Genomic DNA, 20,857 nt, shown 5'->3' with positions numbered 1-20,857 from the left:
AAGAATTGAAAGAGTTCAGGTGCGGGGGCCGGCCGAGGCGGCGAGCAAGGCCGAGCCCGTGAGCAGGACCGCGGCGAGAAGGAAGGCGCTCCACCAGCCGGCCACGTCGAACAGCAGGCCTCCTGCAATAGCGCCGCCCGCGATCGCGAACTGGATCAGGGCGACCTGGAGTCCGCCCCCGGCCTCCAGGTCTTCAGGGATGAGCGTGGTCATCCAGGTGTTCCACGCCACCGGGATCGGGGTCGCGAACAGTCCCCAAAGAACCAGCAGGCCGGCCGTAGCGCGTGCATACGGTCCAAAGGCAATCAGCAGTAGAGCGAAGACCGCGAGTGCACTCGGCAGCCCGATCAGCACGGCTGTGAGGTGCCGCCGGAGTATGAGGCCGACGATCGACAGTCCCGCCAGGCCACCGAGGCCGACGCCCAATAGAGCCATTGAGAGGGTGTTCACCTCAAGGCCCGTCACGTTTTCCAGAAACGGCCGCAGATAGATCGAGAGCGCGTTCTGCCCGATGAAAGCGAGCCCGGTCGCGCCCATGCCGATGGCGAATCTGCGATTCCGCAGCAGGCCGAACATGCTCGACACCGAGGCGGCCTCCATCGGTGGCATCTTCGGGAGAACGGCCAACTGCCACACGAGCGCCGCAAAGCCGATGGGGACAGTGACGAAAAAGGTCCCCCGCCATCCGATCAGCGATCCGAGGAAGCTGCCGACAGGCGCGGCGATCACCAATGCGAAGGCAGTGCCACCCTGGAGCAAGGCAATGGCCTTGGGCAGGTCGGGTCCCGCGGCCAGGCGGGCCAGAATGGCCGTCGACAGTGACCAGAAACCGCCGATCGCGATGCCGACCAACGCCCGCCCGGCCAGGAAGACCAGGAAGTTGGGAGCAAGCGCCACCGCCAGGCTCGATACCGCCAGCACTGCCGTATAGAGCAGAACCACCGTCCGTCGATCGACGTTTCGCAAGAGCGAGTTGCCGAAGAGGCTGGTAACCACGGCGAAGAATCCGGACACCGCGATTGCCTGGCCTGCCTGACCCTCTGAGACGGCCAGATCCTGAGCGATCGGGGTGAGCAGGCTGACCGGCAGGAACTCCAGTCCGACCAGAAGGAAGGTCAGCAGCGACAGGCAGACCACCGCAGACCATGGGGTCGTCCCGCCGTCAGCAGCGGCGGCCTCGTCCAGCGCGAGTTCAAAAGTCATAAGGCAGTCTCCTGTCCGTTCGCGAACTAAGTAGTCGGGCTGGTCAAATGCGACTAGCGGGTATAATTTTGATGTGGTTGTGAATGAGGCTCATCAATGCCACGCGACGAGTTCGCCGAAATGCGCGCGTTCCTGGAGATCACCCGGACGCGGAGCTTCACCCGAGCAGCCGCCAAGCTCGGCGTCACTCCTTCGGCTCTTAGCCACACCATCAAGTCGCTGGAGTCGCGGCTTGGCGTTCGTCTTCTGTCTCGCACCACGCGCGACGTGGCCCCGACGGCGGCCGGTCAACGCCTCAAGGAAGGCATCGAACCGCATTTCGAAGGGATCGCGGCTGAGGTCAGCGCTCTCGGCGTCCTGCGCGACAGGCCGTCCGGCAACATTCGCCTGGTGTGCACCGACGATTCGGTCGACATTGTCTTCCGCGCCCGGCTGCCAAAGTTCCTGAGCGACTTCCCCGATATCAATGTCGAGCTGGTGGTCGATAACGCCTTCACCAACATCGTCGAGCGCCAGTTCGATGCCGGCGTGCGGCTGGGCGAGTCCATTGCCCGGGATATGGTAGCCGTGCGCATCGGAGCGGACGTGACCTACACTGTGGTCGGCTCACCCCATTACTTCGCCCACCGGACACCGCCGGAGACGCCGCAGCAGCTGACCGACCATAACTGCATCAACTACAGGCTGCCGACGTCAGGATCGGTCTATGCGTGGGAATTGCGGGAAGGCGCGCGCGAGTTCAGCGCTCGGGTCGAGGGGCAACTGACGCTTAACAACATGGGGCCGGCGATCCAGGCCGCGCTTGACGGTGTGGGCTTGGCCTATCTACCGCGCGAACTCGTCCTTCTACACATTGAGAGTGGCCTTCTCCAGGAAGTCCTGACCAAATGGTGCCCGACGTTCCAGGGTTACCACCTGTACTATCCAAGCCGACGCCATCCCTCTCCGGCGTTTTCCGCCTTTGTCGACGCGTTCCGTATCAGGGGCAAGTAACAGCGTTTCGACGGCGAACGACAGCTAGGTATCGCACAAACGGTCGTGCGACAGCTTGGATGACGAAGCGCGGTTGGAGGCAAAGCCGAGATAACTGTATCGAGATGTGTTCCGCCGGAAATGGTGGAGCCGGCCCGGGGACGGGGCCGGCTCCTTAAACCCGGTCGTTGGGGACGGGGAGGGTGGGGACTCGACCGGGTTTTGCGTCGCGTCCTCAGCGGACGCTGGCGACCGCGTCGGAGCGGCCGTCGTTGATCGTCACCCAGGCGCCGGAATTCCGCTCGGACTGGCGCTTCAGGTAGGTGTAGCTGGTATTGGTCCAGGACAGCACCTTGGGCTGGAGATTGTCGAGGATGAACTCTCCAAGGCTAGTGCGCACGGTCAGCACCGCATGGCCGTCGCCATTGCGCTGGCGCACCACCGTCATCAGCAGATCGCCGGCCGGCACGCCGATGCTCATCAGCTCGCGGCGCTTTTCCAGCGCATAGTCCTCGCAGTCGCCGAAGCCGTTATTGGGAAAGGACCAGACTTCCTCCTTGCCCCACATTTCCATGTCGGTGCGCGGCGCGACCTTGCTGTTGACCGAATTATTGACCTTGACGATCATCGCCCACAGCTTGCGGGTGAGCTCGACGGGTGCCCGGCCAGGCGTCCTCTGATTGCATTCCTGCGGAAGCTGCTGGCACAATTCGTAGTGACCGACCGGCTGTGTGGTGCGGCCGCCGGTGTGCATGAAGGCCGGCTCCGCCGCGTTTGCAGTCCCCCAGCCGAAAAGCTGCATCGCTATTGCCGCCAGCAACAGCTTGCCCCTCATCCTGTTCATTATTCAGTCTCCCCGTTTGAGGAGACAATGACAGGGCTGGATTTATTTGACGCAAAAGCGCGAAGTAGACATTAAGTAAAACGCCAATAGAATAAACATAAAATTTGATGCAATTGAGTATAGAATTGTTTAAGGATTCCAGCCGGTGCGTTCCCATGCTTCGTCGCATCGTTCGAACAGCTAGGATGGCAGGACAGACGGGGGGCGCGAAGGATCGCCAGCCTCTCTTCCCGATGGCGCTAACGCTTCCGCGTCAGCCGCGCGGCGAGCTGAATTCGGTATCGAGCGTTTCCGGCCGCTGGATGACGGCGAACTCGATGGCGACGCCATCTTCGAAATGACGCACCACCTGGCCGCGCATGGTGCCCAGCGTCACCTGGACGCCGATGGCCGGCTTGACGTCGATCTCGATCGCCGCGCCCGACAGCGACAGGTCGATGATGCGGCACTGGTACTGCCGTCCGTCGGCAAGCTGCAGCACGCTCGTCGGGTTGCGCGGTGCGACGCGTTCATGGCGGCGGTCTTCCGGCAGGTCGAGCTCGTGCTTGTTGGCAAGCCAGGTCAGTTGCGCGGCGAGCTTGTCCCTCTTGCGCTCCGACGCGATGACGGTCATCGCAAAGCCATCCTGCAGGGTGCGGGTGATGACGCCTTCGATGCGGCCGATGTGATCGATATAGGCAATGACCTTTTCGCCAGCCAGGCCGGCGCGCTCGGTGCGCAGCGCAACGTTGCCAGGCGACATGTCGACCACCTGGCAGGGATGTTCGGTGCGGTCTTCCAGCATGAAGCGTCCGTAAATCTTCACGCGGACGCGCTGAAAGTTACGCCTTTCAGCTTGGGACGGCGCATGGTCGACCGCCGCTGACCTCATCACTGCCATACCCCGTTCGGCATTCCGCGCATGGATGCGGGGAATTTCAGCGGAAAACTACAACAAAGCAGGTTAACAAAGGGGAAAGCCCGGCGCTGTTGCTTTAATCTTTGGGCATCATTCCTCGCGTCCGCCGTCGAAGACGACCAGGTGACGGATGCGGCGGGCCTGGCCGAGCGCCGAAATCGTCTCGGGCGGGTCGAATTCCGATGGGGCGAGCGAGGGAACCTCTATCGCCGGCCGGTTCTTCAGGAACATCGGCTCCTTGTCGGGATCGACGACACGGATCGAATCGATCAAGGCGTCGAGGACCGGGTCGGCACCCAGCCAGAAAGGCTTTTCGACGGCGCTTATCACGCCGAGGCAGCGCGGGCTCTCGACCCCGCCGTCGAGCGGCAGCGCGAGCAGCTCGAACCTGTTGGAGCGACCAGTGCGGCTGAAACCCTCATAGGTGATGAGGGCCACCGATTTCAGGTCGAAGACGCCGTCGGTCAGCTTCGAAATCAGCCGCTGGTCCTTCTCGCGCCACAGCGAAGGGAATGAAAACCCCTTGAGTTCGCGGCCATAGACCGCGCAGAGCCTGGTGCCGGCGAGCCGGAACACCGCTTCGCCGCGCGTGTCCTTTTCCAGGATGAACGTGTCGGCCAGCAGCGACTTGATATCGGCCGGTTCGACTTCCGAGCGCTTCGGGGCAGGGCGTCCGTCACGCAACCGGTTCCAATAATGGAACAGCGTGATCGATCCGGTCTGGTTCATGCTAATGCTGCTCCGCGCATTCTGTCTTCTGATGTCCCATCGGTGAACAGAAGGGCGCCCTCCGAAGACCTACATGCGTTGCGGAGCAGGATGCGTGCCAGCATCGTTAATACTTGTTCACGGGTCGGGGCGGTTAAGGTTAACAACTGGTTTACGTTGCGTGCCTGCCAGGCCTGTGGCACACCAAAACCACTCCAGAAGCAGTCGTTTTGCGACGATCGGCAGCACTTCAGTCAAGAGTTCGGGGGAGCAAGGGGGCTCGACCAGCCGTTCAAGGGAAACCTTGGACGGCTTCTTTTTTGATTCGGGGCTGCTGATTCGTCGTTTGTGATTCGGTTGGCCGTGATCTACATGCTCGCGAAGTCCAATCCAGCGACTGAGTGCAAGCCATATGAGCGACCCAGAAAGCCCACCGGAGATCGAGCAGGGCCAGGGTGAGCCTGTCGCCCGCGAACCGGAGCAGCGCCGCGAACCGGTGTTCAACCTGCCGCCCGTCGTGCTGGCGGTGATCGGCATCTGCGTCCTCGTCTTTCTGATGCAGCAGTATGTGCTTAGCCAAGACCAGCAGCTGACACTATTGTACGACGGGGCCTTCATTCCTGTTCTCTATACTGGCCAATACGGCTTCGACTGGTTCCTGTTTTCTCGGCCCTTTACGTATGCCTTCCTGCATGGCGGCTTTGCCCATCTTGCCATCAACATGGTGTGGCTTGCGGCCTTCGGCTCACCGCTGGCCAACCGCTTCGGCGCGCTGCGCTTCAGCCTGTTCTTCGCCGCGACCGGATTGGCGGCGGTGGCGCTGTTCTGGGCCATGCATCCGCTTGGCGAGGCGCCGCTGGTCGGTGCCTCCGGCGCGATTTCCGGCATGATGGGCGCGGCGGCACGCTACGGCTTCCGTATCGATCGCTCGTCGGGCAAGGCCGCCTTCGCCGGCCAGCCTTTGCCGATGGCGGCGGTGCTGCGCTCGCGCGGCGTCGTCACCTTTCTCGCCATGTGGATGGTGATCAACCTCGCGACCGGCCTCTTCGGCCTGGCGCCCGGCATTGACGGCCAGATCGCCTGGGAAGCCCATATTGGCGGCTTTCTTGCCGGCTTCTTCGGCCTGCGGTTTTTTGATCGGCGAGAGCAGGTGCCCCGGCAGGCGGACGAGCCGGAGACCTGAGACCTCCGCACTTGAAAAGCAACCGATCGCGGCGCACCATGTTCATCCCAGGGAAAAGCCGGCCAGGGCAGGAGCCGGCAAGGAAATGCAGAGGAGGACGCCATGACTGTTAAGGCAATTCTCGAGGCAAAAGGCCACGACGTGGTGACGCTCGGGCCGAACGAAAAGCTCAGCGAAGCCATCCGCATGCTTTCCGAACACAGGATCGGCGCGCTGGTCATCACCAACGGCGATCACAAGATCGTCGGCATTCTTTCCGAGCGCGATGTGGTGCGGGTTCTCGCCAAAGAGGGGGCCGCGGCGCTCGACCTCGCCATCCGCTCGGCGATGACGCCCAAGGTGAAGATCTGCAATGAGAACCACACCGTCAACGAGGTCATGGAGATCATGACCAAGGGCCGCTTCCGCCATCTGCCGGTGGAAAAGAACGGGCTGCTCGACGGCATCGTGTCGATCGGCGACGTGGTCAAGCGGCGCATCGAGGATGTCGAGCGCGAGGCCGAGGAGATCAGGGCCTACATCGCCACGGCATGAGGCGACGGCGGCCGGGTTGCCGGCCATTGAATCTTTTCAAGCCGCTATAGCAGTCCATCGCGGCAGGTGCGGGCCTGTGCCGCGTCGGCGCCTGCGGCTTTGCGCTTGTCTCTTTTGGCGGTTTGCACTAGCGAAGTTGCACATCAAAATATGCGTTCTCGCATATCCGCAATTTCAATATGCAGGCCCTTATGAGCATCATCGATACCCGCACGCCCGACGCCAAGCGCCTGGTTCCCGGCGCCACCGGCGACTGGGAGATCATCATCGGCCTCGAGGTCCATGCGCAGGTGACCTCACAGGCAAAGCTGTTTTCCGGCGCCTCGACCATTTTCGGCGCCGCGCCCAATGCCAATGTCAGCCTGGTCGACGCGGCGATGCCCGGCATGCTGCCGGTCATCAACGAAGAATGCGTCAAGCAGGCGATCCGTACCGGGCTGGGCCTGAAGGCTGAGATCAATTTCAAATCGGTCTTCGACAGGAAAAACTATTTCTATCCTGATCTGCCGCAGGGCTACCAGATCTCGCAGTTCAAGCAGCCGATCGTCGGCGAGGGCAAGGTGATCGTCTCGGTCGGCCCGGACCGGCAGGGCGAGTTCGAGGACATCGAGGTCGGCATCGAGCGCCTGCACCTTGAGCAGGATGCCGGCAAGTCGATGCACGACCAGCATGCGACGATGTCCTATGTCGATCTCAACCGCTCCGGCGTGGCGCTGATGGAGATCGTCTCCAAGCCGGATATGCGCTCCGCCGATGAAGCCAAGGCCTATGTCACCAAGCTGCGCACGATCGTGCGCTATCTCGGCACGTGCGACGGCAATATGGACGAAGGCTCGTTGCGCGCCGACGTCAACGTCTCGGTACGCCGGCTCGGCGGTGAATTCGGCACGCGCTGCGAGATCAAGAACGTCAACTCGATCCGTTTCATCGGCCAGGCCATCGACTATGAGGCGCGCCGCCAGATTGCCATCCTCGAGGACGGCGGCAGGATCGAACAGGAAACGCGGCTGTTCGACCCCAACAAGGGCGAGACGCGCTCGATGCGCTCCAAGGAAGAAGCGCACGACTATCGCTATTTCCCCGATCCCGACCTTCTGCCGCTGGAATTCGACCAGGCCTATGTCGACGCGCTGGCAAAGGACCTGCCGGAACTTCCGGACGCCAAGAAGGCGCGGCTGATCACCTCGCTCGGCCTGTCGACCTACGATGCCTCGATCCTGGTTTCTGAAAAGGCGATTGCCGATTATTTCGAGAAGGTGGCGGCCGGGCGCGACGGCAAGCTCGCCGCCAACTGGGTCATCAACGACCTCCTGGGGGCCTTGAACAAAGCCGGCAAGGATATTGAAAACGCTCCTGTTTCGCCCAACCAGCTTGGTGCCGTCATCGACCTGATCAAGGAAGGCACCATCTCCGGCAAAATCGCCAAGGATCTGTTCGAGATCGTCTGGAACGAGGGCGGCGATCCGCGTCAGCTGGTCGAAAGCCGCGGCATGAAGCAGGTCACCGATACCGGCGCCATCGAAAAGGCGGTGGACGAGGTGATCGCAGCCAACCCAGACAAGGTCGAACAGGCGCGCGCCAAGCCGACCATGGCCGGCTGGTTCGTCGGCCAGGTGATGAAGGCGACCGGCGGCAAGGCCAATCCGCAGGCGGTCAACGAGCTGGTCAAGGCCAGGCTCGGGATCGAATAGGATGTTCGTCCGTACCGCCGGCGAGCGCGATCTTGCGGCGGTACGCGCATTGCTGATCGAGACCTGGCATGCCACCTATGACGCCATCTACGGCGCGGCGCGGGTCACCGAAATCACCGATGAATGGCATTCGATTGCCGCACTCAAAGCACGGCTGACGCGGCCGAACTCGGAGTTCCTGCTCGCCGACGACGGCAAGAGCATCGGCGGCATGGCCTTCGCCGCCGCCACCACGGATCCCGGGATCGTCATGCTGAACCAGCTTTACGTGCATCCGGCCTGGCAGAGGCAAGGCATCGGCCAGGCGCTGCTGGACGAGATCGAGGCCAGCTTTCCGGAGGCCCGGACGCTGCGCGTCGAGGTCGAGGAAGCAAATGCTCCGGCCATCGCCTTTTACCGCTCGAGAGGGTTCTTGCCCGCCGGCAACACGGCCGATTGCGGCGGCGCCTCAGGATTGCCGGCGCTGGTTTTGGAGAAGGCGATCGGCTAGCTCGTTCGCCTGGCGCTCAGTTGCGTTTCACGGGCAGGTTGGAGCAGCCGGCAGCGAGAAACTCGCACGGCAGGCTGCCGCCGCCACCCGACGTGTGCGGGGGCGTGGCGGCTTCGATTTTTTCCACCTCGTAATATTTCGAGGTGACGCCCCATTTTTTGACGCCCTGGCACGTCGAGCGCAGGCCAACCTCCGTCGCCTTTGCCGCAGTCTTGAAATACGTGGTGATCCTGCAGGATTGGCTGACCGGCAGCGCGTTCGCCGGGCTCGTGACCGGCGGCAGGAAGTTCGGGAAGGCAAGCAGCGAGATTGCCGCAATGATCCGGACGGCGGGCATGGTGTGGGGAAAGTGCAGCATCGTTTGTCTCCATCGATGGCGCCGCTCGCTCGTGGCGCAGCGGCGCGTTTGTTCCCGCAAGATCAGGCCATGAAGCCGGCGCTGCCGCATCGGCCGCGCGGGAGATGGCGGGAACCGCCGCCGTCATCCGCGAGCGGCCGCGTCAGGGCGTTTTCGGCTTGATGAGCGTCTTTATCGGAACAGCGACTTTTGGTGGCCGGACCGTACTGGCCCCACCGTCGACGGCCAGCCCGCCGCTGTTGAGATAGCGTACCGTATAGTGCAGCTCATAGCCCGGAACTCTGATCCATGTAGGCTTGTGATTGAACTGGTCCGGAGGCCTCGAATACCACTTCGGGATCTGCATGATCTTGGAACCGGCACCGAATCCCGCAGTCTTGGCCGCTACTGCGAAGGCGCTGTCTCTGGGATCGTTCGGCGGCTGATCGACATTGCCGATGACGACCAGCGAATCGTATTTTCCCGCGTCGAGCTGTACTGCGGGAAGGTTCAGCGCAGCCACGTCGCCTTCGCGCATCGTCAGCGCCTTCTGAAGGCCATCCTCATTGGCATAGACGTTGAGGTTTATGGCCTCGGATTCCGCATAGACGACATTGTTGTGGAAGTCGCGGGCTGCCAGGCGTGTGAGGCTGTCGAAGGTCACTTCTATCGTCGGCTTGGCTATGGCGTCCGTCACCACCAGGTTGCGTCGCGGCACCGTCCAGAAGATGAGATCATCGTCGGTGGCCTGCGTGCCGGCATCGGAGCCGTCTATGGCCGAGCATTTCGAATTCGGAACCGGCGTCGTCACCGGCAGGGGTGCCGAAAACGAGCTGCGTACCTGGGCGTCGATGTAATTGCCGACGTTGAAAACGTCTTCGAGGATGTTGCCACCTTCGAAGCTCGCCGGGCCGGGTTGCGAGCGGATGATGACCTGGCTGGAATCGGTCTGCCAGCCGCTGCAGAAGACGTTGACGTCTATGGGAATGCCGATGTGGCGGTCGGAGGTCACCGGGATCGAGACTTTGATGGTCAGGATGTAAGGAACTTTGACAAACCAGCTGTTCGGCTGGTTCAGCATCTGCGTCGCAAAGCGCGACGGCCGCCATTGCTTCAGCGATTCGATCGATGCGCGCGACGATCGTCCCTGGGCGGCCAGCTGTGCGTTGGTGGCGTCGACCTTGGCTTGCGCCAGGTTGCGGACGGTGTTGGTGATCAGGAACACGCCGAGTTCAGCTTTGCAGGGCCTGTTCGATTGTGTGGGGTTGCATGGGGCAAGTGCCGCACTGGGAACCGGCGGCCCCGAAGGCGGCGGCTGGGCGGCCGCGGTGGCCGCCATCAGGCAGAAGAACAGCATCGTGCAGGTTTTCAACATGGTATCCTCGCTCTGTCGTTGGAAACCACCCTCCGCCTAGACAGCAGCATTTCTTCGATGGCGGTTCATCGCCCGCACGGGGGATGAACCGCGAAACGTCGGGCGGGCCCAGCGACGTTGAGCCGCCGCCGTCCTTTCGGATCGGATGGCTACTGCTTCACGGCGCCTTCGGTTGTCGCCTTCGGCGCGACGACCTTCGGCTTGGGGGTTTTCGGGCCTGGGTCGACTACCAGTGCGGCCGTGCAGGAGCATTTGCCCGAACCGCAGTTCAGGTCGCCCTTGCACATTTTGGAATGCCGCATGTCGGTGCAGTCGGCGGTCCCGGAGCAGGAGCAACTGCCTTGCCCAATCGTTCCGGACTGACATTTGAAGCTCCATGCCGGATCGGCGGCAAGGCCGGCCACGGCGAGCGATAGGACAAAAAGCATCGTCGAGATAAGCTTGCACATGAATACCTCCCGGTTCTATCGAGCGATGGAACCACGAAGCAGCAACGCCTTCATCTCCCGCGTGGGGGACGAACTCGCATACCGGTGACGATCGTCAATGCTGTCCCTTCAGCACGACGAGATAACCGCGTTCGACGCGAAGCCGGAACGCGATTTGCCCTGCAGTGCCGGGATCCTTGGAAACTTTGTCGATGACATAGCCGCTGGGATGCGAACCAAGCCATTCTTCCGGTTTGTCGGTGCTTTCGAACGGCCTTTGCAACCGGGCCAGGAAGCCGACTTCGCCTTGATAGTCGAAAGCCACGGCCCAGTCCGCATCCTTTCGCTCGTCGATGAAGTTGGCGAGCGGCGTCAGGTCATAGCGTTTGAACGCGGTTGCCGATGCCACCGCGTGGCCGATGCCGAAAATGACAAGCATGACGACGGCCGAGCTCTTCAGCCTGGCGAGCGGGATCTCCGCCATGAAATAGCCGAACAGGATGACCACGAACGGCAACATCGGCACGACATAGTGGGGCTGCTTGCCAGATATCGCGCTGAACACCAAGAACACGGCAACGAACGAGAACGACAGCAGGCGCAAGGCGCGCAGATCCGGCGACTTCGCGTCGATCAGGCTGCGTATCCGCGTGCGCAGCTTCAACCGCCAGACCTCGGGTATGAAGATCCACGGTATGAACATGACCGGCAGCAGCAGCAGATAGAAATAGAACGGCCGGCCGTGCGAATTGCGCAAATTGCCGGTGACGCGCCCCGCCGACTGGTTCCAGACGAGATCATAGACGAAATTGCCTTTTGTCAGGATCGTCGCCGGCACCAGCCAGATCGCAACCGGAATCAGCGCGGCGAGCAATGCCAGGCCCACTCCAGCGAGGAAGTTCGGTGTCGCCAGTCCCGCCCGCCGGTCGCGCCAGAACGGGTAGAACAGGATGGGCGCGCCGATATGGATCAGCACCACCGGGCCTTTCGTCAGCACGCCCATGCCGATGAACAGCCCGGCCAGAACGGCCTGCCAGCGGTTGCCGCTCCGGGCAAAGGCAATCAGCGACAACAGCGCGGCGAGCACAAAGACCGTCAGCAACAGGTCGAACAGGATCAGCGTCGAATAGATGACGAACACGCTGCTTCCGGCGACCAGCCAGGGGATGCGCCGCGCGATGTCGTCGCGGCCCGGAAACAGGGTCTTTGCCAACGCCGTGGTCAGCCAGATGACGAGCGAGGAGGCGGCGAAGATGACCAACATCGCCGCCGGCCGGCTGGCGCCGAAAACGGTCCAGACAAGGTCGATAAGCCAAAACAGCAGTGGCGGCTTCTGCAGATAGGGCGCGAAATTCATCGTCGGGACGAAGATCTGTCCGCTCAGATACATTTCCCAGGTGACGCTGAGATATCGCGTTTCGTCGACGGGCAGCAGTGGCCGGAAAGCGACCGCGATTACGATCAGCCCAAGCAAAAAGAGGTAGGGGAGCAGCCGCTCGGTAGATGTCGGTGTCAAAGGTCGAGATCCGCGCCAGAAACCATTTTCTTTCCAGCCGAGCATAGTGCCGCGTTTCTGGACCGCGAACGACCGCACCATGATTTTGGCCGAATTGCAACGTTGCCGGTTTCGTTTCGCAGATTTTGCGGACGATGGTCTTAAAGGCTTGGAAAACTGACCGGCCGAGCCTTTTGGACCGCCGCCGGTCCGGGGAATCTGCGCAAATTAACTGGAGCGCAACGGCGGCGACAATTCCCGCATCAAGAGTTCGAGCTCGCGCTGATCGCCGGTACCGGTCTTGTCGAAGATCGTCGCCAGCTGCGACTTGACGGTGCCGTCCGAGACGCCGCCGGCCGCGGCGATTTCCTTTCGGGTCAGGCCGGCGGCAACGTGACCGGCAACGCGCCTTTCTGCCGCGGTCAGTCCGAACAGCGCCGCAATGGCGTCCAGCGCCGGGATTGGTGCCGAACCGGCCGCAGCGATGAAGATTGCTGCGGCGGCGCGCTGCGAGATGCGCGCCGAGATTTCACGCCGCGCCAGCGGCATCACATGGGCCACCGCCGGAACGGCCGTCTTGGCCAGGGGAATGTTGATGCCGCAAGGTCCGAGCGCGAATTCGTCGCGCGTGCCGAGCTGGACGGCGCGGCCGATCGCGGCATTGGCGTTGGCATAGGTGAAGGAAAGCTGGCCGCGCACGCAAGCAACCGAAATGTTTTCGGCGAGCAGCGCTTCGGCTGACGGGTTGGCGAAGATGATGGTCATGTCTTCGGCGACGATCAGCACCGGATGGTCGAGGCTTTCGATGATGGAGCGGAAGATTTCGGCCTTCCGCCGCTCGGCCTCGAACAGGTCGCCGATGGTCACCGCGCGCCGCACATGCGGCGCCAGCAGGCAGACAAGCTCGAGATCCTCGCGGGAAATCTGGCGCCTGTCCTTGTCGGTCACCACCATTAGCGTGCCGATCCGGGTCGGCCGCTTCATCAACGCCACCCAGAAGAAATCGTCCAGGCGGTTGGGTTGCACCCATTCGCGCACGATGCGGCTTTCGAGCCATCTCTGTCGCGTATCCGGGCCTTGCAGGGCGTAGATCGAATCGACGGTGAACGGCACGTCGATCTCCATCTTGGGAACCGCCGCATAGAACGGCACTTGCGAGCCGTAGTCATGCTTCAACGGCTCAAGAACTGCGGGATCGCCGCAGGACACCGAAAACCGCGCGGAACTGCTGATCGTGTCGATGACGGCGAGCATGGCAAGCTGGCCTTCCGCCAGGCTGCAGATGGCCTCGAGTGTCGCCTGCCAGCGGTCGACGTCGGCAATCGAATCGTAGATCGCCTCAACGACCTGCGGCAATGCGCGACCGGCCGTGCCCGCCAGCGATGACATGAGCCCCTCTCATTTGCCGTCCTTGAGGCAACGAAGCATCAACTCCTAGAATAACGCTGCGTAAGGTCGCCAACAACCCATTTCATCTGCTTCGGGCGGACGCGAAAATCGCATGAACGTTTCGCTTTCCCGCCAGCCATTTGCTCGCCGGTTGCGGCAAGACCCTTGCCTTCGCAATGCCGTGACGCCATAAGCAGGAACAGGCGCCGCCGCAGCCGCCGCGAGGACTTGCTACAAGGACTTGCCACGAGGATTTGGATGAAAACTTTCCTTCTGCAGTTTTTCACCTGGTGGAACAGCCAGACATTGGGAACGCGCTTCCACACCTGGCGGCATGGCAAGAAGGTCGGGCAGGACGAGGTCGGCAACGTCTACTATGAGGGCGGCGTCGATTCGGAAGGCCGCACGCGCCGCTGGGTCATCTACCGCGACTATTCGGAAGCCTCGGCGATTCCGCCCGGCTGGCATGGCTGGATCCATCACCGTGTCGACGTTGCGCCGCCAAGCGAAGACTACAAGCCACGCGACTGGCAAAAGCCGCATGTGCCGAACCTCACCGGCAGCCCCGCAGCCTATCGGCCGAAAGGCTCGGTGCTGACCAACCAGCATCGTCCGCAGGTGACGGGCGACTACGACGCCTGGACGCCTGGTTCGTGATCGATCGCCGCGACACGCGCGCGGTCTCCACGGGCGCGGTCCCCACGGGGCGGTCCTTTGTCGCCACAATTGCTGTTTAGCTGTTTGCTGATCCGACAGCAGCAACTAGCCTTGGCGTTAAGAGAATCACCCGGGCGCAAACCACCGGACCTTGCATGAGCATGTTCAGCCGAATTTTGACGGGCGGATTAACCGCGGTCGTTCTCGCTTCTATGGTGGCGCTTGCTGCTGCGCAGGAATTGGCGCCGCCTGCACCGGACGCGTCCGTGGCGCCTGCAGCACCCGCAGTATCCGAGCGCATCACCAATCCCGTCGCTGAATTCGCCGGCATCGACAAGATCACCGGCCGTATCATCACCTTCGATGTCTATATCGACGAGACGGTGCAGTTCGGCGCTTTGCAGGTGACGCCGCGCATCTGCTATTCGCGGCCGGAGAACGAAGAGCCGAAGACGGATTCGTTCGTCGAGGTCGACGAGATCACGCTCGACCGGAAAATACGCCGTATCTTCACCGGCTGGATGTTCGCCGAAAGCCCCGGGATCAACGCCGTCGAGCATGCCGTCTATGATATCTGGCTGAAGGGCTGCAAGCAGAAGTCCGACGTGCCGGCACCCACTGCCCCCAAAACCAACTAGAATCTGTCAGCGCGGCGGCGGATACCGCGCCTTGCGGAACCGCCGTGTTGCCCGAGCGTTGGTGCCTCTCTACGGTGGAGGTTGCCATGATGATGGCCAACAAGAACGAACTTCTCGATATCGAAAGGGGATTCTGGAGCGGCGGTGCCGACTATTTCAAGGCCAACGCCGATACCGAATGCCTGGTGGCCTTCCCGCAGATGGCGCGGGTGATGAGCAATACCGATCTGGCCGCAACTGCGACGGACCCGAACCGCTGGCGCGATCTCGACATCGACCTCAAAGGCATCATCGAGCCTGGCAGCGACATCGTCATGCTGACCTACGAGGCGCGTGCGACGCGGCAAGATGGCGAAGCCTATGCGGCGCTGGTCAGCACCGGCTATGTCCACCGCGTCAATGGCTGGAAAATGATGTTCCACGCACAGACGCCGCTGGTGACGGCATCAAAAGGCTGACCGGCCGCTGGAGCAATTCCAGGAAAAGTGTGAACGGTTTCCGTCCGGAATTGCGTTTCTGTGAAACGATGAACCATTCCAGGTTATGGAAAAAACACGGCCTCGCCCTTCAGCGCCCCGGCCAGCATCTTCTCGTACTTGCCGCGCGGCACGTCGATTGCGCCGAAGCGTTTGAGATGCTCGGTGGTGAACTGCGTATCGAGCAGCGCAAAGCCGCGCGCCTTCAGGCGTTCGACGAGGTGAACCAGGCAGGCCTTTGACGCGTCGGTCTCCCTGGCGAACATGCTCTCGCCGAAGAACACGCGGCCGAGCGATACGCCGTAGAGGCCGCCGACCATCCGGTCGTCGTGCCAGGCCTCGACCGAATGGCAATGGCCCATCCGATGCAGCTCGATATAGGCTTCGCGGATCGGTGCGTTGATCCAGGTCGACCGCCGTTCCTCGCGCCTTTCGGCGCAGGCCTCGATCGTCGCCTCGAAGTCGAAATCGATGCGGAACTCGAACAGGTTCTTGCGGATCGTCTTTCTCAGGCTTTTCGGTATGTGGAACCCGTCGAGCGGAATGATGCCGCGCGTCTCCGGCCGCACCCAGAACACTTCGGGGTCATTGGCGCTTTCGGCCATCGGGAAGACGCCGGAGGCATAGGCTTTGAGCAAAAGGTCGGTCGGGATGCGATAACCGGGTGCGTAGGGACGGGTCATCGCTTCGCCCTGTATCACTCGCCTTCGGCCAGGTATTTTTCCAGCCAGTGGATGTCGTAGTCGCCATTGGCGATGTCGGCGTTGCCGACGAGGTCGCGAAACAGCGGCAGCGTCGTCTTGATGCCGTCGACGACGAACTCGTCGAGCGCGCGCCGCAGTCGCATCATGCATTCGACGCGGTTGCGGCCATGCACGATCAGCTTGCCGATCAGGCTGTCGTAGTAGGGCGGGATCTTGTAGCCGGAATAGACGCCGGAATCGACGCGGATGCCGAGGCCGCCCGGCGTGTGGAAATGGGTAATGGTGCCCGGCGACGGGGTGAAGGTGCGCGGATCCTCTGCATTGATGCGGCATTCGATGGCATGGCCATGGAAGCGGATATCTTCCTGGCGCACCGAAAGCCCGCCGCCCGAGGCGACGCGGATCTGCTCGTGCACGAGGTCGATGCCGGTAATCGCCTCGGTAACCGGATGTTCGACCTGCAGGCGCGTGTTCATTTCGATGAAATAGAACTCGCCGTCCTCATAGAGGAATTCGATGGTGCCGGCGCCGGAATAGCCGAGATCGGCGATCGCCCTGGCGCAGACGCCGCCAATATGCGCGCGCTCCTCCGCATTGAGCGCCGGCGAGGGCGCTTCTTCCCAGACCTTCTGGTGACGGCGCTGCAGCGAGCAGTCGCGCTCGCCGAAATGCACGCCGCGCCCGGCGCCGTCGCCGAACACCTGCACTTCGATATGGCGCGGCTTCTGCAGATATTTCTCGATATAGACGGCGTCGTCGCCGAAGGCCGCACCCGCCTCCGAGCGTGCCGTCTGCAGCGCCACCTCGAGGTCGGCCTCGCTACGCGCCACTTTCATGCCGCGCCCGCCGCCGCCGGCCGACGCCTTGATGATCACGGGGTAGCCGATCGCGGCGGCAATGCGCTTGGCTTCCTTGTCCTCGGTGACCGCGCCGTCGGAGCCGGGCACCACGGGAATGCCGAGGCGTTTTGCGGTGCGCTTGGCCTCGATCTTGTCACCCATGATGCGGATATGGTCGCCCGTCGGGCCGATGAAGGTGATGTTGTGCGCGGCGAGGATGTCGGCGAACTTGGCGTTCTCCGACAGAAAACCGTAGCCGGGATGCACCGCGTCGGCGCCGGTGATCTCGCAGGCGGCGACGATCTGGTGGATGTTGAGATAGCTGTCGCGCGACGGCGGCGGGCCGATGCAGACGCTCTCGTCGGCGAGACGCACATGCATGGCGTCGGCGTCGGCGGTCGAATGCACCACCACCGTCTGGATGCCCAGCTCCTTACAGGCGCGCAGCACCCTGAGGGCGATTTCGCCGCGATTGGCGATGAGGATTTTCTGGAACATCTTTCGCCTGTTCCCGGCTCTACTCGATCACGACGAGCGGCATGCCATATTCGACCGGCTGCGCATCTTCAAACAGGATCGCCGTCACCGTGCCGGCGCGCGGCGAGGGGATCTGGTTCATCGTCTTCATTGCTTCGATGATCAGCAGCGTCTGGCCTTCCTTGACCTTCTGGCCGATTTCGATGAACGGCCTGGCGTCGGGCGACGGTGCCAGATAGGCGGTGCCGACCATTGGCGAGGCGACGGCGTTCTTCGACACATCGGGCGTCGCCGGGGCGGCCGCTGCCGCGGGCTGCGCGGCTGCCGGCGCATAGGCCGGCTGGGCTGCGGCGACCGCATGGACGGCCGGCGCCTGCCGCGAGACGCGCACCTTCAGATCGCCCAGCTCGACCTCGATCTCGGTCAGGTTGGTGTCGTTCAGTATGCCCGCCAGATCGCGGATCAGCTGCTGGTCAACACCGTTCTTCTTTATCGACATTTTCGAGCCTTCTGTTTGTTGGCCGGTCATAGGCGTGCAGCCAGCGCCTGCAGCGCCAGCGTGTAGCCGAGCGGCCCGAACCCGCAGATCATGCCGACGGCGACCGGCGCGACCATGGAAACGTGGCGGAATGGTTCCCGCGCGTGGATGTTGGAAAGATGCACCTCAGCGACCGGCAGCGGCGCGACAGCGCGGATGGCATCGTGAATGGCGATCGACGTATGGCCGTAGGCGCCCGGATTGATGACGATTGCGGCGGCCTTGTCGGCGGCCTCCTGGATCCAGTCGACGAGGTCGCCCTCATGGTTCGACTGGCGGAAATCGATCTCCAGCCCAAGTGCGGCACCCGCCTGCTTGCAGTCGTCGGCGATCGCGGCAAGCGTCTTGCCGCCATAGATGCCCGGCTCGCGCTTGCCGAGCGCGTTGAGATTGGGGCCGTTCAGGACGAAAACCGTTTTCAAAAAATGCCGACCTTTCCCGGCGCGGCTAAGCCGGCGCGCCGGACCCTCTATAATGGGCATAGACGCTGGCGAAAAGAGCGCAAGTGCGTTCTTTCGCCGTCCACAACAGCCGGAAAACGGCCCGTGCCGGAAACCCGCAGCCTAATCGAAACCCGAACGCTAATCAGAGCGCGGCCTTCGCCGCCTCGATCTTTTCGGCCAGCACTTCCTGGCCAAGCGCGCCGAACACCACCTCGTTGCCGACGACATAGGACGGCGTTCCGGTGATGGCGAGCTTGGTGGCGAGGTCATAGGTCTTGGAGAAGGCCTCGGTGATGCTCGGGTCTTTCATCTTTTCGCGCAGCGCCGCCTCGTCGGCGCCGAGCGACAGCGCCACCTTGATTGCCGCCGCCTCGGTGGCGCGCCCCTGGCCGCCGAGCAGCGCATTGTGGAATTCGCCGTATTTCTCCGGCTTCATCAAATGGAAGGCCATCGAGACGACGCTCGCCTTCTGCGAATCCGGGCCGAGGATCGGGAACTCCTTGAGCATGAAACGCAGGTCCGGATCGGCCTTGGTCAGCGCGCGCATGTCGTCGATGGCGCGTTTGCAGTAGCCGCAATTGTAATCGTAGAACTCGACGATGGTGACCTTGCCGTTCGGATTGCCGACAACGCCGTCGAATGAGGAATTGAAGATCTGGTCCTTGGCGTCTTTGATGACGCCGAGACTGGCGACGCGCTGTTCTTCCTTCTGCTTGGCCTCGAGTGCCTGCTGGGCCTCCAGAAGCACTTCCGGGTTCTTCAGCAGATAGTCGCGGACGATGCCTTCGACTTCGGCACGGTCGAGCTTGGTACCCGAGGACGCCGTCTGGGCAAGCTGTGCCGTGCCGGCCTTCGCCGTCTGCGGATTTCCGGCGACGAAGCCGAAAGCCAGCATGGCGAGAGCCGCTGCCACTCCGGTAGTGCCCAGCAGAATTGCCTTGGTCATGATCCTCGATCCTCTTGCCTGTGTTCGGGTCCGCTCGGTTTGGCTGCGTCGCAGCGTGCGTCCGAAAAGGTTCACTTCTTCTTACCTGATGGTGCGTAGTTTATAATGTCCTGCGCGCGAAGCCAGCCCGGCTCGCCCCGCTTCATGCTCTGCTGCGCCCGCATGGCGAAGATTTTCGCATTCTTGTAGTCGCCGGAATAGAAATGCCCTTCGGCGGTTGCAAGCTCGGCGGCCGGGATGTTGCCGAGTTCCCCGTAGGCCTGTGCCAGATAACGGTATCCGGCGGCGTTTTCGCGGTCCCGCCCGAGGCCGGTGTTGATCTGCGCCACCGCCTTCTTCAGCGAATCCGCCGTGCCGATGGCCATCAGCGCCTGGCCGTAAGAGACCGGCAGCAGCCCGGATCGCGCCGGATCGAGACTGACCGACTTGGCATAGGCGTCCGCCGCATCCTTCGGCCGGTTCGCCTTCATCAGGATGTCGCCGCGTAATTCCTGGAAATAGGGATTTTTCGGCTGTTCCTTGATCAGCGCGTTGGTTTTGGTGAGCGCCGAGGCCAGATTGCCGAAAAGATAGGTCATCTGCGCGTCGCCATAGCGTGAGGCGAGGCTGCCGGGGTTCTTGCGCATCAATCGCGACGCCGCGGCCTGGCCTTGCATATAGGCGGCGATCTTGATGCGCATCATATCGTGGCGCTGCTGCAGTGCAGGGGGGTCGACCTTGTCGACGTAAGGGCTCTGCTTCACCAACACTTCGAGATTGGCGATACGCTCCTGCGGCATCGGATGGCTGATCCTGTAGGGATCGACTTGGGCGCCCGAGAGCGACAATGCGTTCTGGAAACGGCTGAACGTCTTCAGCATGCCCATGCCGGACTGGCCGGTAGCATTGAGATAAGCGATTGCCGAGCGGTCGGCGGTCATCTCTTCGGTGCGCTGATAGGCGAGGATACTGCGTTGCGCCATCTCGCCGCCGCCGGCCATCACGCCCATGCCGGCGCCGGCGAGGCCGCGGCTGTTGCTGGTGGCGCCGGCCACCATGGCGCCGGCGCCCAACAGCGTCGCCAGGATCGCCATCGTCTTGGCGCGCTCGAGCTGTTCGCGCAATTTCTGCTGGTGCCCGCCGGCGATATGGCCGGCCTCGTGGGCGATGACGCCGATGATCTCGTTGGGCGTTTCGGCCGTCATCAGCGCGCCGGTATTGATGAACATGCGGCGGCCGGCAACAAAGGCGTTGAAGCTCTGGTCATTGACCAGCACGATGTTGATGGCGTCGCCCGACAAGCCCGCCGCCTTGAAGATCGGCCGCGCGTAATCGCGTACCAGCGCCTCGATCTCGGCATCGCGCACCACCGGCACATTCTGCGCAAACGCATTGACCGAGCCGGCCATGGCGACCACCGCGGCAAGCGAAAGCGTCGCGAAGGCGCGCGCTGTCCTGGCGATCGTCGATTTGGGTCGGCTCAACATGGCAGGTCCACTGGTAGACGAGTGGGCGAAGGATGAAAAGTCGGCAGCTTAAACTTACCGAACTTGTGATCCCCACACCAATCGGGCATTTGTGCGGCGCAGCCAGCATGGCGGCACGTGCGGACA

At 62.5% G+C, this 20,857-nt stretch carries 23 protein-coding genes; 8 read left to right on the top strand and 15 right to left on the bottom strand.

Annotated elements, in window-relative coordinates; genetic code table 11:
* Nucleotides 1-15 precede the first annotated feature (15 nt).
* A complete protein-coding gene (locus NKH13_RS28465; protein WP_352720735.1) occupies nucleotides 16-1,203 on the bottom strand; it encodes an MFS transporter in 1,188 nt (395 codons plus the stop codon).
* Between the two features lie 96 nt (nucleotides 1,204-1,299).
* On the opposite strand from NKH13_RS28465, the gene NKH13_RS28460 reads away from it, so the two are divergent.
* Nucleotides 1,300-2,196: a LysR family transcriptional regulator gene (locus tag NKH13_RS28460; protein ID WP_352720737.1), complete on the top strand. Its 897-nt coding sequence runs from the start codon at nucleotides 1,300-1,302 to the stop codon at nucleotides 2,194-2,196.
* 214 nt (nucleotides 2,197-2,410) lie between these two features.
* On the opposite strand, the gene NKH13_RS28455 is transcribed toward NKH13_RS28460, so the two are convergent.
* The 3 genes from NKH13_RS28455 to NKH13_RS28445 all read right to left on the bottom strand — a co-directional run bounded on the left by NKH13_RS28455 (nucleotide 2,411) and on the right by NKH13_RS28445 (nucleotide 4,646).
* Nucleotides 2,411-3,010, bottom strand: coding sequence for a transglutaminase-like cysteine peptidase (locus NKH13_RS28455; RefSeq protein WP_352720823.1), 600 nt, complete (start codon nucleotides 3,008-3,010; stop codon nucleotides 2,411-2,413).
* A gap of 262 nt (nucleotides 3,011-3,272) precedes the next feature.
* Complete coding sequence (locus tag NKH13_RS28450) at nucleotides 3,273-3,890, bottom strand: PilZ domain-containing protein (RefSeq protein WP_352720739.1); 618 nt, start codon at nucleotides 3,888-3,890, stop codon at nucleotides 3,273-3,275.
* A gap of 117 nt (nucleotides 3,891-4,007) precedes the next feature.
* Nucleotides 4,008-4,646: a PAS domain-containing protein gene (locus tag NKH13_RS28445; protein WP_352720741.1), complete on the bottom strand. Its 639-nt coding sequence runs from the start codon at nucleotides 4,644-4,646 to the stop codon at nucleotides 4,008-4,010.
* Nucleotides 4,647-5,037: 391 nt separating this feature from the next.
* Here NKH13_RS28445 and NKH13_RS28440 point away from each other — a divergent pair, with 391 nt between their 5' ends.
* From NKH13_RS28440 to NKH13_RS28425, 4 genes are all read left to right on the top strand, one after another.
* Nucleotides 5,038-5,808 carry a rhomboid family intramembrane serine protease gene (locus tag NKH13_RS28440; protein WP_352720744.1) on the top strand — a complete coding sequence of 257 codons (771 nt, stop codon included), beginning with the start codon at nucleotides 5,038-5,040 and terminating at the stop codon, nucleotides 5,806-5,808.
* Between the two features lie 102 nt (nucleotides 5,809-5,910).
* Nucleotides 5,911-6,342 carry a CBS domain-containing protein gene (locus NKH13_RS28435; protein ID WP_023717464.1) on the top strand — a complete coding sequence of 144 codons (432 nt, stop codon included), beginning with the start codon at nucleotides 5,911-5,913 and terminating at the stop codon, nucleotides 6,340-6,342.
* A 191-nt stretch (nucleotides 6,343-6,533) separates the two neighbouring features.
* Nucleotides 6,534-8,033 (top strand): Asp-tRNA(Asn)/Glu-tRNA(Gln) amidotransferase subunit GatB, encoded by a 1,500-nt coding sequence (gene gatB, locus NKH13_RS28430; RefSeq protein WP_352720746.1) that lies wholly within the window; start codon nucleotides 6,534-6,536, stop codon nucleotides 8,031-8,033.
* 1 nt (nucleotide 8,034) lies between these two features.
* Entirely contained in the window at nucleotides 8,035-8,523 is a 489-nt protein-coding gene (locus NKH13_RS28425; RefSeq protein ID WP_352720749.1) for a GNAT family N-acetyltransferase, read from the top strand.
* A 16-nt stretch (nucleotides 8,524-8,539) separates the two neighbouring features.
* Here the strand turns inward: NKH13_RS28425 and NKH13_RS28420 are convergent, their stop codons facing one another.
* The 5 genes from NKH13_RS28420 to NKH13_RS28400 form a co-directional block, all read right to left on the bottom strand.
* Nucleotides 8,540-8,881: a hypothetical protein gene (locus NKH13_RS28420; RefSeq protein ID WP_352720751.1), complete on the bottom strand. Its 342-nt coding sequence runs from the start codon at nucleotides 8,879-8,881 to the stop codon at nucleotides 8,540-8,542.
* 142 nt (nucleotides 8,882-9,023) lie between these two features.
* The gene (locus NKH13_RS28415; protein ID WP_352915904.1) at nucleotides 9,024-10,232 is read right to left on the bottom strand and encodes a hypothetical protein; all 1,209 of its coding nucleotides are present in this window, start codon (nucleotides 10,230-10,232) and stop codon (nucleotides 9,024-9,026) included.
* A 152-nt stretch (nucleotides 10,233-10,384) separates the two neighbouring features.
* Entirely contained in the window at nucleotides 10,385-10,684 is a 300-nt protein-coding gene (locus NKH13_RS28410) for a hypothetical protein (protein ID WP_352720755.1), read from the bottom strand.
* A gap of 94 nt (nucleotides 10,685-10,778) precedes the next feature.
* Nucleotides 10,779-12,179 (bottom strand): ArnT family glycosyltransferase, encoded by a 1,401-nt coding sequence (locus NKH13_RS28405; RefSeq protein WP_352720757.1) that lies wholly within the window; start codon nucleotides 12,177-12,179, stop codon nucleotides 10,779-10,781.
* A 207-nt stretch (nucleotides 12,180-12,386) separates the two neighbouring features.
* Nucleotides 12,387-13,547, bottom strand: a complete 1,161-nt coding sequence (locus NKH13_RS28400) for a helix-turn-helix transcriptional regulator (RefSeq protein ID WP_352720759.1) — start codon at nucleotides 13,545-13,547, stop codon at nucleotides 12,387-12,389.
* A 258-nt stretch (nucleotides 13,548-13,805) separates the two neighbouring features.
* On the opposite strand from NKH13_RS28400, the gene NKH13_RS28395 reads away from it, so the two are divergent.
* The 3 genes from NKH13_RS28395 to NKH13_RS28385 all read left to right on the top strand — a co-directional run bounded on the left by NKH13_RS28395 (nucleotide 13,806) and on the right by NKH13_RS28385 (nucleotide 15,300).
* A complete protein-coding gene (locus NKH13_RS28395; RefSeq protein WP_023674818.1) occupies nucleotides 13,806-14,204 on the top strand; it encodes an NADH:ubiquinone oxidoreductase subunit NDUFA12 in 399 nt (132 codons plus the stop codon).
* Between the two features lie 155 nt (nucleotides 14,205-14,359).
* The gene (locus tag NKH13_RS28390) at nucleotides 14,360-14,842 is read left to right on the top strand and encodes a DUF2155 domain-containing protein (protein ID WP_352467340.1); all 483 of its coding nucleotides are present in this window, start codon (nucleotides 14,360-14,362) and stop codon (nucleotides 14,840-14,842) included.
* Between the two features lie 89 nt (nucleotides 14,843-14,931).
* On the top strand, nucleotides 14,932-15,300 hold the full coding sequence (locus NKH13_RS28385) for a hypothetical protein (RefSeq protein ID WP_352467351.1): 369 nt from the start codon (nucleotides 14,932-14,934) through the stop codon (nucleotides 15,298-15,300).
* Nucleotides 15,301-15,383: 83 nt separating this feature from the next.
* On the opposite strand, the gene aat is transcribed toward NKH13_RS28385, so the two are convergent.
* The 6 genes from aat to NKH13_RS28355 form a co-directional block, all read right to left on the bottom strand.
* Entirely contained in the window at nucleotides 15,384-16,001 is a 618-nt protein-coding gene (aat, locus tag NKH13_RS28380) for a leucyl/phenylalanyl-tRNA--protein transferase (protein ID WP_352720763.1), read from the bottom strand.
* A 14-nt stretch (nucleotides 16,002-16,015) separates the two neighbouring features.
* Nucleotides 16,016-17,359: an acetyl-CoA carboxylase biotin carboxylase subunit gene (accC, locus tag NKH13_RS28375; protein ID WP_023674822.1), complete on the bottom strand. Its 1,344-nt coding sequence runs from the start codon at nucleotides 17,357-17,359 to the stop codon at nucleotides 16,016-16,018.
* Nucleotides 17,360-17,378: 19 nt separating this feature from the next.
* Nucleotides 17,379-17,837 (bottom strand): acetyl-CoA carboxylase biotin carboxyl carrier protein, encoded by a 459-nt coding sequence (gene accB, locus NKH13_RS28370; protein ID WP_292662508.1) that lies wholly within the window; start codon nucleotides 17,835-17,837, stop codon nucleotides 17,379-17,381.
* A 26-nt stretch (nucleotides 17,838-17,863) separates the two neighbouring features.
* The gene (aroQ, locus tag NKH13_RS28365) at nucleotides 17,864-18,298 is read right to left on the bottom strand and encodes a type II 3-dehydroquinate dehydratase (RefSeq protein WP_031211260.1); all 435 of its coding nucleotides are present in this window, start codon (nucleotides 18,296-18,298) and stop codon (nucleotides 17,864-17,866) included.
* Between the two features lie 163 nt (nucleotides 18,299-18,461).
* Nucleotides 18,462-19,265 carry a DsbA family protein gene (locus tag NKH13_RS28360; protein WP_352915897.1) on the bottom strand — a complete coding sequence of 268 codons (804 nt, stop codon included), beginning with the start codon at nucleotides 19,263-19,265 and terminating at the stop codon, nucleotides 18,462-18,464.
* 71 nt (nucleotides 19,266-19,336) lie between these two features.
* Nucleotides 19,337-20,731, bottom strand: a complete 1,395-nt coding sequence (locus NKH13_RS28355; RefSeq protein ID WP_352720765.1) for a M48 family metalloprotease — start codon at nucleotides 20,729-20,731, stop codon at nucleotides 19,337-19,339.
* Nucleotides 20,732-20,857 lie beyond the last annotated feature (126 nt).

The organism is Mesorhizobium sp. M1348 (assembly GCF_040317925.1).
Taxonomy (GTDB): domain Bacteria; phylum Pseudomonadota; class Alphaproteobacteria; order Rhizobiales; family Rhizobiaceae; genus Mesorhizobium.
The sequence above is the reverse complement of the archived record's forward strand: the minus strand, read 5'-3'. Positions and strand labels throughout refer to the sequence as shown.